Source organism: Methylosinus sp. Sm6 (assembly GCF_019802345.1).
Taxonomy (GTDB): domain Bacteria; phylum Pseudomonadota; class Alphaproteobacteria; order Rhizobiales; family Beijerinckiaceae; genus Methylosinus.
The window spans coordinates 162,196-182,115 of sequence record NZ_JAINDZ010000001.1 but is presented as its reverse complement, the minus strand read 5'-3'; the positions used below and the strand labels follow the sequence as shown (position 1 = coordinate 182,115).

At 65.9% G+C, this 19,920-nt stretch carries 23 protein-coding genes; 13 read left to right on the top strand and 10 right to left on the bottom strand.

The features are described from left to right. Positions 1–8: 8 nt before the first annotated feature. On the top strand, positions 9–581 hold the full coding sequence (locus K3F48_RS00840; RefSeq protein WP_222573507.1) for a DUF1214 domain-containing protein: 573 nt from the start codon (positions 9–11) through the stop codon (positions 579–581). Continuing rightward, positions 578–1,171 (top strand): hypothetical protein, encoded by a 594-nt coding sequence (locus K3F48_RS00835; RefSeq protein WP_222573506.1) that lies wholly within the window; start codon positions 578–580, stop codon positions 1,169–1,171. Before K3F48_RS00840 ends, K3F48_RS00835 begins: the two co-directional genes overlap by 4 nt. A 228-nt stretch (positions 1,172–1,399) precedes the next feature. On the opposite strand, the gene carA is transcribed toward K3F48_RS00835, so the two are convergent. Next, positions 1,400–2,602 (bottom strand): glutamine-hydrolyzing carbamoyl-phosphate synthase small subunit, encoded by a 1,203-nt coding sequence (gene carA, locus K3F48_RS00830; RefSeq protein ID WP_222573505.1) that lies wholly within the window; start codon positions 2,600–2,602, stop codon positions 1,400–1,402. A gap of 91 nt (positions 2,603–2,693) precedes the next feature. Here carA and K3F48_RS00825 point away from each other — a divergent pair, with 91 nt between their 5' ends. Then, positions 2,694–3,143 (top strand): GatB/YqeY domain-containing protein, encoded by a 450-nt coding sequence (locus K3F48_RS00825; RefSeq protein WP_222573504.1) that lies wholly within the window; start codon positions 2,694–2,696, stop codon positions 3,141–3,143. Between the two features lie 134 nt (positions 3,144–3,277). On the opposite strand, the gene K3F48_RS00820 is transcribed toward K3F48_RS00825, so the two are convergent. From K3F48_RS00820 to K3F48_RS00810, 3 genes are all read right to left on the bottom strand, one after another. Next, a complete protein-coding gene (locus tag K3F48_RS00820) occupies positions 3,278–3,946 on the bottom strand; it encodes an aminotransferase class IV (protein WP_222573503.1) in 669 nt (222 codons plus the stop codon). Next, positions 3,895–5,097, bottom strand: a complete 1,203-nt coding sequence (locus tag K3F48_RS00815) for an aminodeoxychorismate synthase component I (protein WP_222573502.1) — start codon at positions 5,095–5,097, stop codon at positions 3,895–3,897. The genes K3F48_RS00820 and K3F48_RS00815 overlap by 52 nt, the downstream gene beginning before the upstream one ends. 294 nt (positions 5,098–5,391) lie before the next feature. Beyond that, complete coding sequence (locus K3F48_RS00810) at positions 5,392–6,117, bottom strand: imm11 family protein (RefSeq protein WP_222573501.1); 726 nt, start codon at positions 6,115–6,117, stop codon at positions 5,392–5,394. Positions 6,118–6,390: 273 nt separating this feature from the next. Here K3F48_RS00810 and K3F48_RS00805 point away from each other — a divergent pair, with 273 nt between their 5' ends. The 4 genes from K3F48_RS00805 to K3F48_RS00790 all read left to right on the top strand — a co-directional run bounded on the left by K3F48_RS00805 (position 6,391) and on the right by K3F48_RS00790 (position 8,949). Beyond that, positions 6,391–6,678, top strand: coding sequence for a DUF4160 domain-containing protein (locus K3F48_RS00805; RefSeq protein ID WP_222573500.1), 288 nt, complete (start codon positions 6,391–6,393; stop codon positions 6,676–6,678). Beyond that, the gene (locus tag K3F48_RS00800; protein WP_222573499.1) at positions 6,621–7,052 is read left to right on the top strand and encodes a DUF2442 domain-containing protein; all 432 of its coding nucleotides are present in this window, start codon (positions 6,621–6,623) and stop codon (positions 7,050–7,052) included. Before K3F48_RS00805 ends, K3F48_RS00800 begins: the two co-directional genes overlap by 58 nt. 77 nt (positions 7,053–7,129) lie before the next feature. Continuing rightward, complete coding sequence (locus K3F48_RS00795) at positions 7,130–8,035, top strand: TIGR00282 family metallophosphoesterase (RefSeq protein WP_222573498.1); 906 nt, start codon at positions 7,130–7,132, stop codon at positions 8,033–8,035. Then, positions 8,032–8,949, top strand: coding sequence for a neutral zinc metallopeptidase (locus tag K3F48_RS00790; protein WP_222573497.1), 918 nt, complete (start codon positions 8,032–8,034; stop codon positions 8,947–8,949). The genes K3F48_RS00795 and K3F48_RS00790 overlap by 4 nt, the downstream gene beginning before the upstream one ends. A gap of 1,053 nt (positions 8,950–10,002) precedes the next feature. Here the strand turns inward: K3F48_RS00790 and K3F48_RS00785 are convergent. Continuing rightward, positions 10,003–10,530: a transposase gene (locus K3F48_RS00785; protein ID WP_222573496.1), complete on the bottom strand. Its 528-nt coding sequence runs from the start codon at positions 10,528–10,530 to the stop codon at positions 10,003–10,005. A 123-nt stretch (positions 10,531–10,653) separates the two neighbouring features. Here K3F48_RS00785 and K3F48_RS00780 point away from each other — a divergent pair, with 123 nt between their 5' ends. Further along, positions 10,654–12,204: an NAD(P)H-hydrate dehydratase gene (locus tag K3F48_RS00780; protein ID WP_222573495.1), complete on the top strand. Its 1,551-nt coding sequence runs from the start codon at positions 10,654–10,656 to the stop codon at positions 12,202–12,204. A gap of 130 nt (positions 12,205–12,334) precedes the next feature. Beyond that, positions 12,335–12,862, top strand: coding sequence for a DUF1269 domain-containing protein (locus tag K3F48_RS00775; RefSeq protein ID WP_222573494.1), 528 nt, complete (start codon positions 12,335–12,337; stop codon positions 12,860–12,862). A gap of 23 nt (positions 12,863–12,885) precedes the next feature. Here K3F48_RS00775 and K3F48_RS00770 read toward each other — a convergent pair whose 3' ends face one another. After that, entirely contained in the window at positions 12,886–13,653 is a 768-nt protein-coding gene (locus tag K3F48_RS00770; protein ID WP_222573493.1) for a glycerophosphodiester phosphodiesterase family protein, read from the bottom strand. Positions 13,654–13,847: 194 nt separating this feature from the next. Then, the gene (locus tag K3F48_RS00765) at positions 13,848–14,336 is read right to left on the bottom strand and encodes a RidA family protein (RefSeq protein ID WP_222573492.1); all 489 of its coding nucleotides are present in this window, start codon (positions 14,334–14,336) and stop codon (positions 13,848–13,850) included. Between the two features lie 383 nt (positions 14,337–14,719). On the opposite strand from K3F48_RS00765, the gene K3F48_RS00760 reads away from it, so the two are divergent. From K3F48_RS00760 to K3F48_RS00745, 4 genes are all read left to right on the top strand, one after another. Continuing rightward, complete coding sequence (locus K3F48_RS00760) at positions 14,720–15,574, top strand: cell envelope integrity EipB family protein (protein ID WP_222573491.1); 855 nt, start codon at positions 14,720–14,722, stop codon at positions 15,572–15,574. Between the two features lie 297 nt (positions 15,575–15,871). Next, the gene (sppA, locus tag K3F48_RS00755; RefSeq protein WP_222573490.1) at positions 15,872–16,846 is read left to right on the top strand and encodes a signal peptide peptidase SppA; all 975 of its coding nucleotides are present in this window, start codon (positions 15,872–15,874) and stop codon (positions 16,844–16,846) included. A gap of 7 nt (positions 16,847–16,853) precedes the next feature. Further along, a complete protein-coding gene (gene ihfB / locus K3F48_RS00750; protein WP_222573489.1) occupies positions 16,854–17,174 on the top strand; it encodes an integration host factor subunit beta in 321 nt (106 codons plus the stop codon). Positions 17,175–17,223: 49 nt separating this feature from the next. Further along, positions 17,224–17,583 carry a lipopolysaccharide assembly protein LapA domain-containing protein gene (locus K3F48_RS00745; RefSeq protein ID WP_222573488.1) on the top strand — a complete coding sequence of 120 codons (360 nt, stop codon included), beginning with the start codon at positions 17,224–17,226 and terminating at the stop codon, positions 17,581–17,583. Between the two features lie 32 nt (positions 17,584–17,615). Here the strand turns inward: K3F48_RS00745 and cutA are convergent, their stop codons facing one another. The 3 genes from cutA to K3F48_RS00730 form a co-directional block, all read right to left on the bottom strand. Next, positions 17,616–17,954 carry a divalent-cation tolerance protein CutA gene (cutA, locus tag K3F48_RS00740; protein WP_222573487.1) on the bottom strand — a complete coding sequence of 113 codons (339 nt, stop codon included), beginning with the start codon at positions 17,952–17,954 and terminating at the stop codon, positions 17,616–17,618. Positions 17,955–17,958: 4 nt separating this feature from the next. Further along, positions 17,959–18,594: a hypothetical protein gene (locus K3F48_RS00735; protein ID WP_222573486.1), complete on the bottom strand. Its 636-nt coding sequence runs from the start codon at positions 18,592–18,594 to the stop codon at positions 17,959–17,961. A 131-nt stretch (positions 18,595–18,725) separates the two neighbouring features. After that, positions 18,726–19,754 (bottom strand): polysaccharide pyruvyl transferase family protein, encoded by a 1,029-nt coding sequence (locus K3F48_RS00730; RefSeq protein WP_222573485.1) that lies wholly within the window; start codon positions 19,752–19,754, stop codon positions 18,726–18,728. Positions 19,755–19,920: the final 166 nt, after the last annotated feature.

Genomic DNA, 19,920 nt, shown 5'->3' with positions numbered 1-19,920 from the left:
TCCCGTCCATGACCAATTACCTCAAGGCCTTCGCCGCGATGATCGCCGGTCTGCTGATCGGCTTCGCCATGACCGCCGTCTCGCTCGGCCTCGGCCGCGGCTTCGGCGCGCTCGCCGCCGGTCCCTGGACCGCCTGGCCGCGCCACGGCGCCGCCGACATCGATCCTTATGCGCGCGCCATGCTCGCGCGCACGGGCGAGGCGCCGCTCGGCCGCGACCAGGGCCTCGCCTTCATCGCCCGCGCCGATTCGAGCGGCGCGACGTTGGACGGGCGTTGCGCCTATCGCATCACCGACCCGGCGCCCGCCGCCCGCTATTGGACGCTCGCCGTCGCCACGACGAGCGGGACGCTGATCGACAATCCGGCGCGGCGCTACGCCTTCACCTCGGCCGAAATTCTGCGCCGCGAGGGCGGCGGCTTCGCGATCGACGCGGCGGAGGAGGCGCATCCCGGCAATTGGCTGCCGACGCGGCGCGGGCCATTTCTGTTGATCCTGCGCCTCTACGACACCTCGCTCGACACCGAGGTCGCGCCCGATCCTTCGACGTTTCCGAAAATCATCAAGCTCGGCTGCGCATGAAATTCCTCGATCGATTGCTCGATGTCCTGCCCTGGCTGCTGGCGACGGCCTGCGTCGCCGGCTCGGTCCACATCATCTCGGTGCTCTTGATGCCGGAAGTGGCGCCGCGCAGCGCCTTCGCGCGTCTCCTCGCGGCGGCGCGCGCCGCGCCGACGACGCAGACCGGGGTCGCTGTGCTGCCGCCCGCGGCGCCGGGCGCGGAGATCACGCCTTTCGAGGACCCCGCCTTCGCCGAAGGCGTCTGCCTCTTCGATCTCTCCAAAGGCATGATGCGCGTCGTGGCCGACGCCGACCCGGAGGATTATCTCGCCCTCTCCTTCCACGCGCGCACCGGCCGCGTGTTTCACGCGGCGACCGACCGCTCGGCGATCAAGGGCAGGATCGAGGTGATGGTCGGCGACGCCGGCCAGATCGAAGCTCTGGAGAGCCAAGACGAGGAGGCGCCCCCTTCCCAAGTGCGCGTGACCTCGCCGACGAAGCGGGGCTTCGTGCTGATCCGCTCGCTGGCCAAGCGCGCGAGCGACCGCGACCGCGCCGAGCAACGCCTGCGCTTGGTGACCTGCGAGACGGTGGCCGAGCCCGACAGCTGATTGTTGCCTCCGCTCGCGGGAGACGAAGCGAAGACGCTCAGACGCGCTCGCTCTCGGCCCAGGCAATCGGATGAAGGACTATATCCCTGACCTTCGTCCTGAGGAGCCCGCGAAGCGGGCGTCTCGAAGGACGGCAACGGGAAGAAACCTAAAGATTTCGCCCCACGGCCGCCCTTCGAGACGCCGCCTGCGGCGGCTCCTCAGGACGAGGGTTGGGGATCTCATCCTTCATCCGATTCCCCTGCTCTCGGCCTCGTCCATCATCGCCACGAAGCGCGCGAAGAGATAATGGCTGTCCTGCGGGCCGGGCGAGGCCTCGGGGTGGTGCTGCACCGAGAAGGCCGGGCGGTCGGTGAGCGCAATGCCGCAATTGGAGCCGTCGAACAGCGAGCGATGCGTCTCCACCGCATTGGCGGGGAGACTGTCGCGGTCGACTGCAAATCCATGATTCATCGAGACGATCTCGACCTTTCCGGTGGTGAAGTCCTTCACCGGATGATTGGCGCCGTGATGCCCCTGCGGCATTTTCCTCGTCTTCGCGCCGACCGCGAGCGCCATCATCTGATGGCCGAGGCAAATGCCGAACACCGGCGTCTTGCGCGCCAGCAGCTCGCGGATCACCGGCACGGCGTAACGTCCCGTCTCGGCCGGATCGCCGGGGCCGTTGGAGAGGAACACGCCGTCCGGCTGCAGCGCGAAAATCTCATTCGCGGTCGCCGTCGCCGGCGCGACGATCACCTCGCAGCCCGCCTCGGCGAGCAGACGCAGGATATTGCGCTTGACGCCATAATCGACGGCGACGACGCGATGTTTCGCGCCATTGCGCTTGCCATAGCCGGCGCCCGAGCGCCAGACGGTCTCGTCCCAATCATAGCGCTCGGCCGCCGTGACGGACGGCACGAGATCCATCCCGTCTATGCCCGGCCAGGCGGCGGCCTCGGCGCGCAGCTTTTCCAGATCGAAAACGCCGTCCGGCGCATGCGCGATGACGGCGTTCGGCATGCCCTTCTCGCGGATCAGCGTCGTCAGCGCGCGCGTGTCGATCCCGCTGAGCCCGATGATTCCCCGCGCGCAGAGCCATTGCGCGAGCGGACGCAAGGCGCGGTGGTTGGAGGGATCGCCCGCGGGCGCGCCGATGACCACGCCGCGCGCGCCGGCGCAATGGGAGAGGTCGACGGTCTCGACATCCTCGTCATTGACGCCGACATTGCCGATATGGGGGAAGGTGAAGGTGACGATCTGCCCGGCGTAGGACGGATCGGTCAAAATCTCCTGATAGCCGGTCATGGCGGTGTTGAAGCAGACTTCGCCGACGGCCGCGCCAACGGCGCCGAAGCCGAAGCCGAAAATCGCTTCGCCAGTGGACAGAACCAGAACTCCGGTGTGGACCGGCGCGACCCAGCCGGCCGCTTCGTCTTGATCCGAGCTCATCCGCGCTCTATGCCTCTCCCAACAATCGCCGGCCGGGCGCCTCGCGCGCCCGCGGTCTCCCTAGAACATTTCACTGCGAAGTGGAAATACAATGCGCGAACGGTTCACCGCCGACCTCAAGACGGCCATGAAGAGCGGCGACAAGCAGCGGGTGGAGACCATCCGCATGATCACCGCCGGGCTCAAGGACCGCGACATAGAGGCGCGCGCCTCGGGCAAGACGCTGTCGGACGACGATATTCTGGCCCTGCTGCAGAAGATGGCGAAGAGCCGGCAGGAGTCGCTCGACATTTATGAGAAGGCCGGCCGCGCCGACCTCGCCGAAAAAGAGCGCGCCGAGATCGAGGTGATCTCGTCCTATCTGCCGCAGCCGCTCTCCGAGGCCGAGGCCGCGGAAGCGATAAAGGCCGCCATCGCCGAGACCGGCGCCGCCTCGATCAAGGATATGGGCAAGGTGGTGGCCGCGCTCAAGGCCAAATATACCGGCCGCATGGATTTCGGAAAGGCGAGCGCCGCCGTGAAGGCCTCGCTCGCGGGCTGACGCGGCGCCGTCCTTCTCCCGGGCGCGCAAAGCTTGTGGAAAACGAGCGGCGTGCGCCGATGAATTCGAAGCCTCTCGAGAGCGAGCCTCTAAGGCTCGCCCTTTCACCCCTTCAAATCGGCTGACTCACGCCACTAGTCCTCGATCAGCGTCGCGCGCGTCATGCCGCGCAGCGAATTGCCCATGCGGAACTCCGCCTGCGCAAAATCCTCGAGGCGCAGCACGCTCTCGCGCGCCGCGCCGCTGGCGAGGAGATGCGCGCGCAAGGTTCCGGGCAGCAGGCCGCAGGCGAGCGGCGGCGTCAACAGCGCGCCCTCGCGCGCGAGAAACACATTTGTGCGCGCGCCCTCGCACACCTCGTCGCGCTCGTTGAGGAACAGGACCTCGTCCGCGCCGCAGCGCAGCTTCGCCTCGGCCAGCTCGCGCTCGTAAATGTCGCGCCGCGTCGTCTTGTGGCGCAGCATCGGATCGTCGGACGAAAACCGCTCCTGCGCGACGGCCACGCGCCAGAGCATCTCGGGCGGCGTCGCGTCGATCGGCAGCGCGCTCGTCTCGAAGCGCCCGTCGCGCGCGAGCACGAAGCGCACGCGCAGCCGCTCGTCGAGCGGATCGTCGACCGCCTCGCGCAGCGCGGAGAGAAACATCTCGTCCGAATGCGCGAAGCCGAGCGCTCGCGCCGAAGCGCGCAGACGCGCGGCATGCTCGTCGAGGCAATAGAAGCCGCTCCCGGCGGTCCACAGCAGCGTTTCGATCAGGCCGAATTCGTCAGCGCGCCCGTCAGGAATTTCGCCTTGATCAGACATTCCTCATATTCCTCGCGCGCCCGCGAATCGGCCACGACCGCAGAGCCGACATTGCAGACGAGCTCTCCGTCCGGAAACAGCGTGAGCGTGCGGATCGCCACATTGAAGCGGATCGCCCCGTCCGGCGCGATGAGGCCGAGCGAGCCGCAATAGACGCCGCGGGGCGCGCATTCGAGATCGCGGATGATCTCCATCGCGCGGATCTTCGGCGCGCCGGTCACCGAGCCGCACGGGAACAGCCCGGCGAAGAGATCGGCGAGGGTGACGCCCGGGCGCAGCTTCGCTTCGATGCCGGAGGTCATCTGATGCAGCGTCGGATAGGTCTCGACGGTGAAGAGATCGGTGACGCGCACCGAGCCGACCTCGGAGAGCCGCGAGAGATCATTGCGCAGGAGATCGACGATCATCAGATTTTCGGCGCGCGACTTCTCGTCCTGCGTCAGCAGCGCGGCGCGCGCCATGTCCTCGTTCGGCAGATAGCCGCGCCGCGCCGTCCCTTTCATCGGACGCGCGCGAATGACGCCGTCGCAAACGTCGAAAAACACCTCCGGCGACAGCGAGACGATTCTCTCCGCGCCGAGCGCGACGACGCCGCCATAGGCGACCGGCTGGCGCTTGCGCAAGGCGCGATAGAGCGCCGTCGCCTCGCCCTCATAGCGGCCATACAGCGGAAAGGTCAGATTGATCTGATAGACGTCGCCCGCATAGATGAAGTCGCGGCAGGCGTCGAAGCGTTCCTCATATTCGGAAAGGCTCCAGGCCGGCGTCAGCGCGACGTCGATCGTCGGATCGCCGGCCGCGAGCGAGGCGGCGTTGCGCCATTCATATTGGCGCGGCGTGCGGAAGGCGCCGAACAGCAAGAGCGGCGTGCGCGCGCGGGGAACCGGGCCGCCGAGGAATTTTTTCTCCAGCGCATAGCCGAGCTCATAGCCCGCATAGCCGGCGAGATAGAGTCCGCGACGCGAGGCCGCCTCCATGCGCGCGAACGCCGCGGGGACCTGGTCCGGCTCATGCGCGGCGATGATCTCCTCCGGCGCGTCGAACAGCAGCGCCCCGCCCTCGCGGCCATCCTCGAACACCACGAAGGGTCCGTCCGGGGCTTTGCTCGGATCATAAGGCTCGCGCCCACGTATCTCGGCGATATGGAACAAAGCGCGGAACTCCGGTTCGCGGCGAGGGAGCGGATTCGCCCTCCCTTTTCGAGGTCCGGCGTGGGCCGGACGCCGGAACCGCGATCTTATATCAGCCGGGCCTCCGTATGAAGCCGCAAGTCGCGGCGGTCGTGGGTCGATTTGAATTCCGCAGAGCGCCAATCTCCGGCATTCCTGCCGGCTCGCGTTTAGGTCTGTTTCCGACCGGCTGCGGACGTAGTCCGCTTCAAAATGCAAAGCATTTGAAGCGGACGAGGAGATCCGCTGAAGCTGACACAAGTAGAATAAAGGTCATCAAATGCTTCTCATTCGATAATATTTTGGCAACATGAGTTCGGCCCTTGCGAGATCGGCCGCAAGGGTATCGGAAAAACAAATGAGCCATTCTTTGAGACCGCGTTCGCGCCAGAGATGCGCGCCCTTGAACACGGACTGTCGGAGCGCCAATCCGGTGACATTTTTCTGATACCCATGAATAAAAAAATGATTGATCTCCGGGTTATAGTGCGCAAAGGACCGCCTATCGCTGTCATTCGGAGATAAGCTGTCAAGCCAGCGACCAACAACTAGTACGTAATATTGAACTGGATAAACCCTGCCTCTAGGCATCCTGATTTCGAGAGGATAGAACTGGTGCAAGCCGGGCTCGAGGCGATAGATAAGCCTTTTGATTGCCTCATCTACGGCCCACATGCGATTTCCTATAGTAATGATAGAAGCCAATTCCTTGTAACCTTTGTGGGTCTGACGGAACCTGGGCGGCTCATGCTGTTCGATTGGAGTTACTACGACGTCGTCGGGGCTCGGCTGCTTGTGTCCGCATTCATACAAAAATTTTTCGACGACGCAGTACGGGTAAGAACGGCTATAAAATTCTCTTTGAGCTTCTAACATTTGTTCTTGAGAGTATTTAAGTAGTCGATGATGCCAACCATCGCCATAATGATCCACCGGCCCCTCGTTGTCGCCGTATGGCCCATAAGAACCGCCGCTGTGCGGCAGATACATTCCCCAGACCATTGTGTGCCGCCCTCTGATTCAAAGTTGGAAAGTCTGGAACTTAAGGCGAAAAGCGAAACAAGCCTTTAAGAGCCGCTCCGCGCGATCGCGCGGAATGCGTCCGTTTGCGACGCATTTAACACACGAGGTTGAATGTCGCCTATCCAACCGTTTCAGTCGTTGCGGTCGAGGAGGCCGGAGGCTGCTCAGGGTCACGAGCAGAAATTCCGGCCCTGCGCGAACGTTCTTTGCGAAACGGCAACTATTGCCTATTCTAATGCAGTGGGAGTTCCGATGGCGACGATCCGCCGCTTCGCCAACTGCACGATCGCGATCTACGCCGACGATCATCTCCTACCCCATTTTCACATCGAAGGCCGTGGCGTTCGGGCAATCGTCGAGATCGAGACCATGGTGGTGAGGGCGGGCGACGCACGCAGAGCCGCCGAGGCGATGGCATGGGCGGCGGCGAACAAGCGGCTGCTCTGGTCCGCATGGGCCAGGCTCGCGCGGAAGGATCGAGCATGGACGCCGAAGCCCCGAACATCCGCTCTCTTCGCGCCGGCGCCGGCCGCACGCTGATCGTGACGTGGAAAGGCGGCGCCGAGAGCCCGGTGGATATCGGCGCGCACATCGCGCGCTTCACGATCTTCGCGCCGCTGCGCGATGACGCCGCCGCTTTCGCGCAGGTCTCGGTCGGGGAATGGGGATGGAGCGCCCATTGGGCCGGCGAGATGGAAATTTCGTCCGACACGCTCTGGCGGCTGGCGCGCGAGCAGGGCGGCGCATGGCTGCGGGCCTGGCGAGAGGGGCATCGGATGACGCAAGCCGAAGCCACGGCGGCTCTCGGCGTCAGCCCCCGCATGTGGCGCTATTACGAAGCCGGCGAGCATCTTCTTCCGAAAACCGTCCGTCTCGCCTGCGCCGGCTTCGACGCGAAAACCGCGGCGGCGTGAGCGAAAAGCGCGGCCCGCCTCCAAAATTGCCGCCGCCGCCCCGGCGCTATATGACAGGGGAAACAAAGCGAGCCCTCATGACCTATGCCGCCCCCGCGCCCGACGCCGCCGCGACGCGCCTCCTCTTCATCGGCGACGTGGTCGGCCGGGCGGGGCGCAAGGCGATCATGGAGCGCCTGCCGGAGCTGCGGCGGCGTTGGGCGCTCGATTTCATCGTCGTCAATGGCGAGAACGCGGCCGGCGGATTCGGCATAACCGAGGCCATTTGCGACGAGATTCTCGAGGCCGGAGCCGATTGCGTCACCACCGGCAACCATGTCTTCGACCAGCGCGAGGCGATGGTGTTCATCGAGCGCCAGCCGCGGCTGCTGCGCCCGGTGAACTATCCGCCCGGAACGCCGGGACGCGGCGCCAATCTCTACACCGCCGCCAATGGCCGGCAGGTGCTGGTCGTCAATGTCATGGGCCGGGTGTTCATGGATGCGATGGACGATCCGTTCGCGGCGATCGAGCGCGAGGTCGGCGCCTGTCCGCTGGGCATGGCTTGCGACGCCCTCATCGTCGACATACATGCCGAGACGTCCAGCGAGAAAATGGCGATGGGCCATTTCGTCGACGGCCGCGCCTCGCTGGTCGTCGGCACGCATACCCATGTGCCGACCGCCGACGGGCAGATTTTGCCGCAGGGCACGGCCTATATGACCGACGCGGGCATGACCGGCGATTATGATTCGGTCATCGGCATGGACAAGGAGGAGCCGCTGCGCCGCTTCACCCGCAAGACGCCGGGCGCCCGCCTCGAGCCCGCGCAGGGCGAGGCGACGCTGTGCGGCGTCGCGGTGGAGCTCGACGCCGCCGGCCTGGCGCTGCGCATGGCGCCGGTGCGGCTCGGCGGACGGCTGGCGCAGTCCGCGCCCTTCTTCTGGGAGCAGGAATCGGCGTCCGCGCGGACGCTGGAGGCGAGCGGAGCGCCGCAGCGATGAGATGGGAAGATTTTCGCCGGTCTGAGAATATCGAGGATCGCCGCGGTTCCGATTACGCCGAGGGCGGCTCAGGCTCCGGCTTCGGCATGGGCGGCGGCGGGCTCGGCCTCGGCACGATGGTGGTGCTCGGCATCATCGCCTATGCGCTCGGCATCAATCCGGCGGTGCTGATCGGCGGCGCCGAGATGCTCAACAAGATGGGCGGCGGCCAGGTCGCGCAGCAGCGCCAGGACCGCCCCACCCGCCAGGCGCCGACCGGCGCGCCGGCGGATCGGCAGGGCCAGTTCATCGCCGCCGTGCTCGCCGAGAACGAGGACGTCTGGTCGCATGTGCTGCCGGATCAAAAAGGCGTGCGCTTCACGCCGCCGCGCCTCGTGCTGTTCAACGGCGTCACCGGCTCCGCCTGCGGCCGCGCGCAATCGGCGATGGGACCGTTCTACTGTCCGGTCGACCGCAAGATTTATCTCGACACATCGTTCTTCAAGGATATGGACCGGCGCTTCGGCGGCGGCGGCGATTTCGCCTATGCCTATGTGATCTCCCATGAGATGGGCCATCACATCCAGAACGAGCTCGGCCTCTTGCCCAAGGTGCAGCGCGCCCAGCAGATGGCGTCGAGCCGCGCCGAGGCCAACAACATCTCGGTGCGCGCCGAGCTGATGGCCGATTGCCTCGCTGGCGTCTGGGCCGCCAACGCCAATAAAAACTGGCGGATCCTGGAGCCCGGCGACGTGGAGAAGGCGATCCGCACCGCGCAGGCGATCGGCGACGACCGCCTGCAGCGCTCGGCGCAGGGCTATGCGGTCCCCGACAGCTTTACACACGGCTCTTCGGCGCAGCGGGCGGAGTGGCTGCAGAAGGGGCTGCAGTCGGGCCGCATCGACAGCTGCAACACCTTCTCGTCGCAACGCTGACAAGACGGGCGCTTCCCTTCTCCCGCCTTGGCGGGAGAAGGTGGCCCTCGCGTCAGCGAGGGTCGGATGAGGGTCCATTCGAAATTGTCATGAGCCGAGGACCCTCATCCGACCCGACTTCGTCGGGCCACCTTCTCCCACGAGTGGGAGAAGGAACGCGCTGCTTGCAGATCGGAAAACTTAAGACGATAAGCCAATTCATCTACTTAAAGGCCATTTTTAAACATGCCAACGTTCCTCAGAGCGCATTCAGGCAATGAGGTTTCCGGAATCATTTTCTTTAATATAACGATAAACTCATCCAAAAGACGCCCTCCTATAATTTGATGCAATTCAGCACAATTATCCGGTGTTAAGCTTGTGCTCCACAGAGAATGAATCAACGAACCCGACTCATGAGACGGTAATGCAATATATGACCATATTATAATCAGCTGGAATATGCCTATCGATTGCTTCATTACGTTGCAATCAGGCCACTCTTTTATTTCGAACTGTGTATCGCTCAACCCAGCAAATAGAGAGGTAACAAGCATGAAGCGGGACGAATTGAAATCTCCTAGTTCAATATGATTTGCGGCTGGCCTTCCTATTTCATATCGCGACGAAACCAGATTCGGATACCGCCGGGAAAAGATGTGAGTAAAATTTCCACTTTTTACTGATTTAGTTATCTGACGAGGACGCAAAACCTCACCACTATCTAACTCAAGCGTATGCTGAATAACATTATCAGTATTAGATCCATCGGATCTATGCAACGTATATCTTTGCTGCACTATCCCCCTTCCGTGTAACTTGCTTTGCCCAGCTTCAGCTAAGAGTAAGAACGGATCCCGCATTTGTTCAGCAGCCTTGATCGAGATTATGAGATCTCCTGCCCGCGTAGAATTGAACGAAATGAGCGACCTCGCCTTTCCGCCGACTCGAATTGTGACCCGATGCGACCACCGTGATGTCATGATGCGGACACTTCTGCAGATTATGATAGTATTTATAATTGATCAACAAAAAACAACTCAACAAAAAACAACCATGTGTCAATAACCGACTTCAGATCGTCCGCCGCGCCCGCGTCGTCAGCTCCGCCGCGCGCAGCTTTTTCGCCAGCACGGCGAGGTCGCCGGCCGCGCCGAAGGCGGCGCGCGGCGCGATGAGGCCCACGGGCTCGGAGAGGCGCGGGGCGAGGCGCGTGAGCAGCGAATGCGGAGCCGCGCGCAGCACATGAGCTCGCGTGCGCTCGCCGTACTCATGGGCGTCGCGCAATTCGTCGACGAAGCCGCGCTCCGGCGCATGGCCGGCGCGCAGCACGAGAACGTCCGGATAACGCACGCCCGCAAGAGCGCGGGCGAGGCCGGAGCGCGCGTCGACCGCTTCCACGAGCCCACAGCCCGCCTCCTCGGCGAGGACTCCGAGACCCGAATCGGGCGGCCCCGCCAGCACCGCATCGGCCACCAGGCCGGCGACGCAGGCCTCGACCAGCGAGGCGAGCGTGCGCGCGATCGCCTCGCGCTGCGCCCCTTCCCGGGCGCCGGCCGCGGCGCGGGATGCATCGAAGGCGAGGATGACGGCCGAGAGCATGGGCGTTCTTGGTTTGGGCGTTTGTGCTGCAGACTTATTCCACATTCGCGCCCCGCGCGGCAAATTCGCCCGCTTGCGCGAAAGACCGTTGCGGAGAATGGCGCCTTCGGCCACCATTCCGCCATGCCGCATGGCCCCTACCCGCCCGAGCTTCTCACCACCGCGCAAATGGCGCGGGCGGACCGCCTCACCATGGAGAGCGGCGTGGCCGGCATGGCGCTGATGGAGAAGGCCGCCGCGGCCATCGCCGCCGCCGCCACCGCCTTTCTGGTGAAGACCGCCGGGCGCCGGGTGCTGGTGCTGTGCGGGCCGGGCAATAATGGCGGCGACGGCTATGTCGCCGCGCGCATGCTGCGCAGCCAGCGCTTCAAGGTGCGGGTCGCCGCCCTCGTCCCGCCCGAGGCGCTGCGCGGCGACGCGCGCGAGGCGGCGGCGACATGGGACGGCCGCGTCGAGGACGCCGCGAGCTGCGATTTCACCGGCGTCGATCTCGTCATCGACGCCCTGTTCGGCGCCGGCCTCGCGCGCGACATCGACGGGCCGGCCGCGGCGCTGATCGAGCGGCTCAACGCCTGGCGGGCGGAGACCAAGCAGAAGATCATCGCCGTCGATATTCCGTCGGGCGTCGACGGCACCAGCGGCGCCATTCGCGGCGTCGCCGTGCAGGCCGATTCGACCGTCACCTTCTTCCGCCTCAAATGCGGCCATCTGCTGCTGCCGGGCCGGCTGCGCTGCGGAACCATCTCCTGCGCCCATATCGGCATTCGCGCCTCCGTGCTGGAGCGGATCGCGCCGCAGACCTTCGTCAACGAGCCGGACGCCTGGGCGCCGGCGCTGCGCCCGCCACGCGTCGAGGGGCACAAATATGCGCGCGGCCATGCGGTCGTGGTTTCCGGCGGCGCCTCGCACACCGGCGCGGCGCGGCTCGCGGCGACGGCGGCGCTCAGGGCCGGCGCCGGGCTCGTCACCTTGGCGACGCCTCAGGACGCCTTCGCCGTCAATGCGCCCGCCCTCACCTCGGTGATGCTGCGAGTCGCCGACGGGCCGGCCGGGCTCGCCAGCCTGCTCGAGGACAAGCGCAAGAATGTGGTCGCGCTCGGCCCCGCGCTCGGCGTCGGCGAGGATTGCTGCGCTCTGGTCGAGGCCGCGCTCGCCCCCTCCCCCGAGCCCCGCGCGGCGGTGCTCGACGCCGATGCGCTGACCAGCTTCGCACTCGCGCCCGAGCGCCTCGGCCGCGCCATTGCGAGCGCGCCCGGTCCGGTGGTGCTGACGCCGCACGGCGGCGAATTCGCGCGCCTCTTCCACGGCCAGCGCTGGGAGAAGACCATGTCCGGCGCGCCGATCTCCAAGCTCGAGCGCACGCGCGAAGCGGCGCGCGAGATCGGCGCTGTCGTCATTTTCAAAGGGCCGGACACGATCGTCGCCGCAGCGGACGGGCGCGCCTCGATCATGCCGGAGGCCTCGCCCTGGCTCGCCACCGCCGGCTCGGGCGACGTTCTGACGGGAATCGTCGCCGGAATGCTGGCGCAGGGCATGGAGCCCTTCGCCGCCGCGAGCTGCGCCGTCTGGATGCACGCCGCGGCCGCCGAGGCCTTCGGTCCCGGCCTCATCGCCGACGACATCATAAATCATCTGCCCGCCGCTTGGCGAAGGCTCGCCCCGACGCAATCTTAGACCTGCGGCGGCCGAACGAAACCGGCGCGTCCCCGCGACATTCCGCGCGCTTCCCGCCGCGGCGTCGTTCGGGCGACATGTGCATGCGCTTCGCTGAGCGCGCACGTCTTCCGCCAAACAGGAGACCTTCATGTCCGATCTCGTCGTCATCGTCTATCCGACCGAGGCCAAGGCCGAGGACATCAGACAAAAGCTGTTCGATCTGCAGAAGGAATATCTGATCGAGATCACCGACGCCGTGATCGCGGTGAAGGAGCAGAACGGCAGGATCAAGCTGAATCAGCTTCTGAACACCACCGCGGCCGGCGCCGTCAGCGGCACCTTCTGGGGCGCGCTGATCGGGCTCATCTTCCTCAATCCGCTGCTCGGCGCGGCGATCGGCGCGGGCGCCGGCGCGCTCAGCGGCGCGCTCACCGACTATGGCGTCAACGACGAGTTCATGAAGCAATTGTCGGAGACGCTGCAGCCCGGCAACGCCGCTCTGTTCGTGCTGATCCGCAAGCTGACCGCCGACAAGGTGCTGGAGGCGGTGAAGGGAACGGGCGGCGTGGTGCTGAAGACGTCGCTCGACCACAATAAGGAGCAGGCGCTGCGCGACGCGCTCGCGGCGCATGTGGCGACGACGCCGGCGGCGCAGACGTCGGCCTCAGCGCACTGACACAGCGAGCCTGAAGGCGCGAGTCAGGGCGCAAAGCCCTCGAAGACGATCTGATCGGCGAAGGCCCGAGCGGCCTTCGCCTGCGCCGCCGAGCGCACGGTCCAGACCGTGACCGGAAGACCCCGCTCCTCGCGGAAGCGGCGCGGACTCTCATGCGGGAGATCGTGGACGTTCCACGACAGAAAGTCCGGACGCGTGCGCGGGGCGTGAGCGAATTGCGTGAGCTCCCGCCGCTGCGCCGCGGACAGAAAGCTCCACTCCTCCCCCTCATAGGACGCCTCGGCCACCATGCCGAGCGCAACGCCCGAGAGTCCGAAGCCGGCGCCGCTGGCGCGCAGCTCGGCGATCGGATCGGGATCGAAGCTCTCGATGGCGACGAGGCCGCGATAGTCCGAGACGATCTCGGCGACGCTTCGCGCGAGGGCGAGACTGCCGTCGAAGCGACTCTTGATCTCGATGACGAGCGGAACCGCGCCGCCGATCGTCGCGATGAGCTCGCGCAAGGTCGGGACGCCTTCGTCGGTCCCGCGCAGAGCGAGCCGCCGGACCTCGACGAGGCTCAGCGCGCCGAGGCGGCCGACGCCATCGGTCAGACGATCCAGCGTCTCGTCGTGGAACACGACGACCTCGCCGTCCGCCGTCGCCTGCACGTCGCATTCGATGGCGTAGCCCGCGCAGACGGCGGCGCGCGCCGCGGAGAGGGAATTCTCGATGACGCCCCGCGACACGTCGTGCAGCCCGCGATGCGCGATCGGGCGTTCGACGAGCCAGGAGTGACGATCGTCGCGCATGGGCTAGGCGCGCCTTGCGACAAGAGCGCCGAATTCGAAGCGCCCCCTCCCCGACCCTTCCCCGCTGCGCGGGAGAGGGGGAGGATTCGGCGCTTCATCGGCCGGTCGCGAAAGGCCGGCCGCCTCCCTCTCCCGCGAAGCGCGCGAAGCGGGGGAGGGTGAGGGAGGGGGCATTCGCGTCGTGATGTCGGCCGTCACTCGAGAATCTCGAAGGTCGCGTCCACCTCGACCGCCGCGTCGAGCGGCAGCTGCGCGACGCCGACGGCGAAACGCGCATGGCGGCCGTTCTCGCCGAGCACGGTCGCGACGAGATCCGAGGCGCCGTTCAGCACTTGCGGCAGCTGGCCGAAATCGCCGGCGCTGTTGATGAAGCCGCCGAGCCTCAGGCAGCGCAGCCTGCCGAGATCTCCGCCTGCGGCGGCGGCCGCCTGCGCCAGCACATTGAGCGCGGCGATCTTCGCCGCGCCCTGCCCCGCCTCCAGCGAGACGCCCGCGCCGAGCTTGCCCTTATGCGCCGGATCGATCGCGCCGCCCGCGCCGACCGGCAGCTGGCCGGAAACGAACGCCAGATTGCCGGAGCGCGTCCAGGGGACATAATTTGCGACCGGGGCGGCCGGAGTGGGCAGCGTGAGCCCGAGCGCCGCGAGGCGCTCCAGGGGCGTCGATTGCGATGTCGCCGTCATGGTGATTGATCGTCCTTTTCCGCTCAGCGGCGTGCTTCATCGAAAGCGAGCCTGAAGACTCGCGGTCCAGGGCCGCGCTTGGACCGCGAGCCTTCTGGCTCGCTCCTTCAGCCCCTCAAATTTGCTGAATCGCGCCACTAGTCTACCGAAAATTTTTGCCTTCGCTCGGCCCCGACCGTAATTTGGTCAAGGTCGGGAGGCAATCGATGACGGAACGACGACGCCTCGACGGCCCGCTCTCGAGGCCGCGCCGTCCACCAGAAAAAGCGCGCACGCTCGGCGGCGCCTGGGCGTGGTCGTTCGATTCGAAAGCTTTGCCGCCGCCGATGCGACGCGCGAGCGAAACATCATCCTCGAGCTCGAGCAAGGGAGAGATTTTCCGCATGGCCCCAGCACGCATTCTCGGCGCGATCATCGGCTGCGCCTCGATCATCGCGCCCGGCGCGGCGCTTGCGGACGCCGCCGCGGCGGCGGTCGTCGCCCTGCCGCAGCTCGCGCCGCATCGCGCGGTCTATGATCTCTCGCTCGGCCAGGCCTCGGGCGGCAAGGCGCCGTCCTCGGCGCGCGGCCGCATCGCCTTCGACTTCTCCGGCTCGGCCTGCGAAGGCTATGTTCAGAACTTCCGCCAGATCACCGAGCTGCAGCCGTCCGAAGGCCCGGCGCGCCTTTCCGACATGCGCTCCAACACCTTCGAGACCGGCGACGGCAAGGACTTCCGCTTCCGCATCGAGACGCGGCTCGACAATGTCCCGTCCGAGAACATAGACGGCAAGGCCAAGAAGAGCGGCGGCGCGTCGATGTCGGTCGATCTCGCGCAGCCCAAGCATTCCTCGCTCGCGCTCGATGGCGGCGCGCTGTTCCCGACCGAGCATTTGCGCCACATTCTCGCGGCCGCGGGCGGCGGCGAGACGATCCTCGAGGCCAAGGTCTATGACGGCTCCGGCGACGGCGAGAAAATATTCGACACTCTGACCGTCCTCGGCAAGGCGACGAGCGCCGCGGCCGGCGAGAAGGCCGCGCAGATCAAGCCGCTCGAGGGACTGCGCCGCTGGCCGGTGTCGATCTCCTATTTCGAGCCGGGCAAGCGCGACGAGCAGCCCGTCTATGTGCTGTCCTTCGACCTCTATGAAAACGGCATCTCCCGCGCGCTGAAGCTCGATTACGGCGATTTCGTCCTGACCGGCGAGATGACCGAGCTCGCGCTGCTGCCGGCCTCGTCCAGCTGCAACAAGATGTGACGGCGGCGTAGTTTCCGCAGGGCGATCGGGTGAAGGGCTACAACCCCATCGCCCTCATCCTGAGGAGCCCGCGAAGCGGGCGTCTCGAAGGATGGCAACGGGGAGAAACGTTTGATTGCGCCCCGCGGCCGTCCTTCGAGACGCCGCCTGCGGCGGCTCCTCAGGACGAGGAGTGGAGTTTATCCTTCACCCGATCGCCCTGCAGTTTCTCGCGCAGGCGATTCACAGGCGAAGCGAAACGGGTTAGGGTGCGGCGCGCTCCGAGGGAGCGTTCGACGCACTCGCGCAAGGTTCGGCATGTCGCTTTCGCATGATTATCTGATCGACCGGCGCCGGCTGCGGCGCAAGCTGTCGCTCTGGCGCACCCTCGCCATTTCGGCCGCCGCCGCCGCGGCGCTCGCCTTGTTCGCCCGTTATGGCGACGGCGCTCTGGGGCCGGCGGCCAAGCTCTCTCCCCATATCGCGCGGCTCTCCGTCAGCGGCATCATCACCGGCGACAAGGAGACGCTCGACCTCGTCAAATCCATCGGCGATTCGCATGCGAGCGCCGTGCTGCTGGCGATCGACAGCCCCGGCGGCACCACCACCGGCGCCGAGAGGCTGCACGACGCCCTGCGGCGGCTCGCCGACAAGAAGCCGGTCGTCGCCGTCGTCGGCACGCTCGCGGCCTCCGGCGGCTATATCGCCGCCATCGCCGCAGACGAGATCGTCGCTCATGGCAATTCGCTGGTCGGCTCGATCGGCGTGCTGTTCCAATTCCCCAATGTCGGCAAGCTGCTCGACACCGTCGGCGTGCAGATGGAGACGGTGAAGTCCTCGCCGCTGAAGGCCGCGCCCAACGGCTTCGAGCCGACCAGCGAGGAGGCGCGCGCGGCGATCGCGGCGCTGGTCGCCGATTCCTACGACTGGTTCAAGGGGCTGGTGAAGGAGCGCCGCAGGCTCGACGACGACGAGCTCGCCAAAGTGGCCGACGGACGCGTCTTCACCGGCCGCCAGGGCCTTCCGCTGAAGCTGGTCGACCGCCTCGGCGGCGAGCGCGAGGCGATCGAATGGCTGGAGACCGAGAAGGGCGTGGCCAAGCGCCTGCCGGTCGTCGACTGGAAGAAAAAGAGCACGATCGAGCGATTCGGCCTCGTCGATTCGGCCGCCGGCCTCGCTCGGGCGCTGGGGCTCGACGCGCTCGCGCAGACGCTGCAGCGCGTCGGCGCCGTCGCGGAGCGCGGCCTGCTTGACGGTGTTGTCGCGATTTGGCAGGCTCCCACTCCCGACTGAAGAGTGGATGTGGCGCGCATCGGTCCATCTGGAACATCACATGATCAAGTCCGAATTGATCCAACGTATCGCTTCCCGCAACGGCCACCTCTATCAGCGCGACGTCGAGACGATCGTCACGACGATCCTCGATGAAATCGCCTTGGCGCTCGCGCGCGGCGACCGGGTCGAGCTGCGCGGCTTCGGGGCCTTCTCGGTCAAGCGCCGCGAGGCGCGCACCGGCCGCAATCCCCGCACCGGCGAGCAGGTCGAGGTGGAGGAGAAATCCGTGCCCTTCTTCAAGACGGGCAAGGAAATGCGCGAAAGGCTGAACGAGGGCGCCAGCTGACCGCCGGCCTGAAACGAGCGAAAACGCGGCGCGCAACGGGTAAGGTGAGATGAAATCGATTCTACGCATCATCGTCTTCGCGCCCCTCGCGCTGCTGTTCCTGTTCTTCGCAATGGCCAACCGCGCGCCGGTGCAGGTCTTCATCGACCCGCTCCCCGGCGGCGACGCCACGGGCCCCTCCTTCGAAGCGCCGCTCTATCTCGTGGTGCTGGCCTCGATCGCGCTCGGCGTGCTGGCGGGCGGCCTGTCGTCCTGGGTGGCGCATGGGCGCTACCGCCGCGCCGCGCGGACGGCGCGCGCCGACGCCAAAGTCGCGCGGACCGAGGCCGAACAGCTGCGCGGCCAAGCGCTCGCGAGCCTCTCGCCCGATCCGGCCTCCGGCGGACGCGCGCTGCGCCGCAACGGCTGACGGAAGATCGAGCCTTCAGGCTCGCACGATCCCTACGGCCGGCCTCGCGTCGTCGCCTGCGCCGCCCATGCGAGGTAAGCAGGATCGCCGCCGGCGATGTCGAAGCGCAGGATCTCTGGAACCTCGTAAGGGTGCAGCGCGCGAATCGCGGCGGCGAGCGCGTCGTAGTCGGAGATTCGAGCCTTCAGCTGCACCTGCAGCTCCGGCTCGTCGCGCAGCTCGCCCTCCCACTCATAGAGGCTGCGGATCGGAGCGATCTGCACACAGGCGGCGAGCCTCGATGCGAGCGCCGCGCGCGCGATCTCTTTTGCGCAGGCTTCGCTGCCGACCGTCGTGACGACGACGCAGAAGGCGGCTGCGTCTTCGCTCATCGGCTCAGCGCCCGTCGGCGCTGCGGCAACGGTCCCTCACCATGCCGGTCCGCAACCATTTTTTCGCGGGATCGATCGGCGTCTGCACATCCTTGACGATATCCTGCCAGGAGACCGGCTTCACCGCATAATTGATATGCGCATATCGGCCTCCCTCGCGCAGCGCCAAGGTCGCCTTGCCGTCGAGATAGTAAAATTCGTTCATCCAAGGCGTCTCGTCCGCCGTCACCCGGCTGAACCCCTTGTCGGGCCGACCGAGCATGTTCTGCTCGCTTTTCGAGGAATATTTGTCGTCGACCTTCTTGCCGCCGCCCGATGCGACATGGATGAGCTCGCCCTCGACGCTGGTGAAGTTCGTCGCGCCGACCTCGCCATGGCCGAACCAATATTCGATTTCCAGCCGAACGCGAAAATATCCCCTGCCCTCCAGAGTCATGAAATCGCCGTCGCGAAGCAGCAGCCATTTGCCGCTCACCGCGCCTTTGAAATAGGGAGAATATTGTCCGTCGACGAGGATGACGGGATGCTCCTCGCTCCGCGCGGCGAGCGGAACGGGGCTATTCGCCGGACATGGCTCGTTCGTCGCGCCGATCGCGGGCCCGCCGCACAGGATGAGACCCATGAGCAGACAACGGCCCATACGCCGCGCGCGTTCCGTGGTCGCCCTTTCGCCCGCCGCGTCCGAGGCGCCGCCGCGCCTCGGCGCGCAAATCGACCCGGCGAGCAGCCTCGCAATCTCCTGTGTGCGCATCATCGGCTCCGGACCACGGGTCAGGCTCGCGTTTCCGCCTCCGCCGGCGCCGGCGCGCGAGCTTCGGTCTCGGCAGGAGCCGCCTGCGGCTGCGCGGCTTCGACGGGCGCCGGGGCCTGCGGCGGCTGCTGAACCGCGTCGCGAGCGTCGCTCGTCACATGCGGAGCAGCGATGCCGAGTTGCGGGAACGCCGCCGCGAGGCGCGACGACGTGTATTTGATATAGTCGTCGTACATCCTCGCCTTGATGGACTGGTCGCAGGCGAGGTCGGCCTCGGTCACCTTGTCCGGGTCGACGAGCTTGACGCCGATCTTCTCCACGCAGACCGACTTGTCTTTCTCGTTTTTGATGCAGACCGTCGGAATGCCGAGCGCATAGGCGAGATGCGCGCCGTGAATGCGCATCGAATAGATTTCCTTGCAGCGCAGGTAGAACTGCGTCATGTCCTTCAAAACACGGGAGTAGACAATGTCGTACCCCGGCAGATTCGCCTCGGCCCACACATAGTCGATGATTTCGTTGCAGATGATGACGACGTCCTCTTTCGGCCATCGCTTGATCAGGTTCATCTGCTTTTCAGGGAAGGTGTCGACCTGCAGAATGACGCCGATCTTGTCGCCTCGGGTGGGCGAAGCGTCGACCGAGAAGATCGACGGGCAGCAATAAACCACCGCATCGGTGCGTCTGCGCGCGCGCTTCCAGGCGAAATTGTCACGCCCGATGAAGCCGACGGCGTTGGCGAGCGCCAGATCCCGGCTGGGGTTGTCCTCATAGTTCATGCCGACGCCGCAATAGAAGATCGGCTTCTTATTCTGAATGACGAATTCTTCGAGGCCCCGCATCTGCCGGCCGCTCCAGATCGGCGTTCCCGCGATCACGACGAGGTCGATGCGAATGCCGAGATCGGCCTTCCACGCATCCTTTTCGCTGCGGCTGTAGACGAAAGCGTTATGTCCCGGGACAACCGTATCGAAGACTCGCTTGGTGCCGAAGAACGCGATGTCGTCGCCAATGCTCACGTGGGTGGTTGTCTTATATAGGATATTCACTTTTGTTCGCCTCCAGGACAATTCGGACCGAGCGCCACACAGCAGGTTCCCCCAGGGAAGGAGCTACGTCCGTCCTATTACGAGAGCGTGCTGAATTCAACCGAGCCGGGCCGCGCGGAAAGCTTCGGTCCGACATTTGCGTCGAAATCCGCGATTGGGAGGTTTC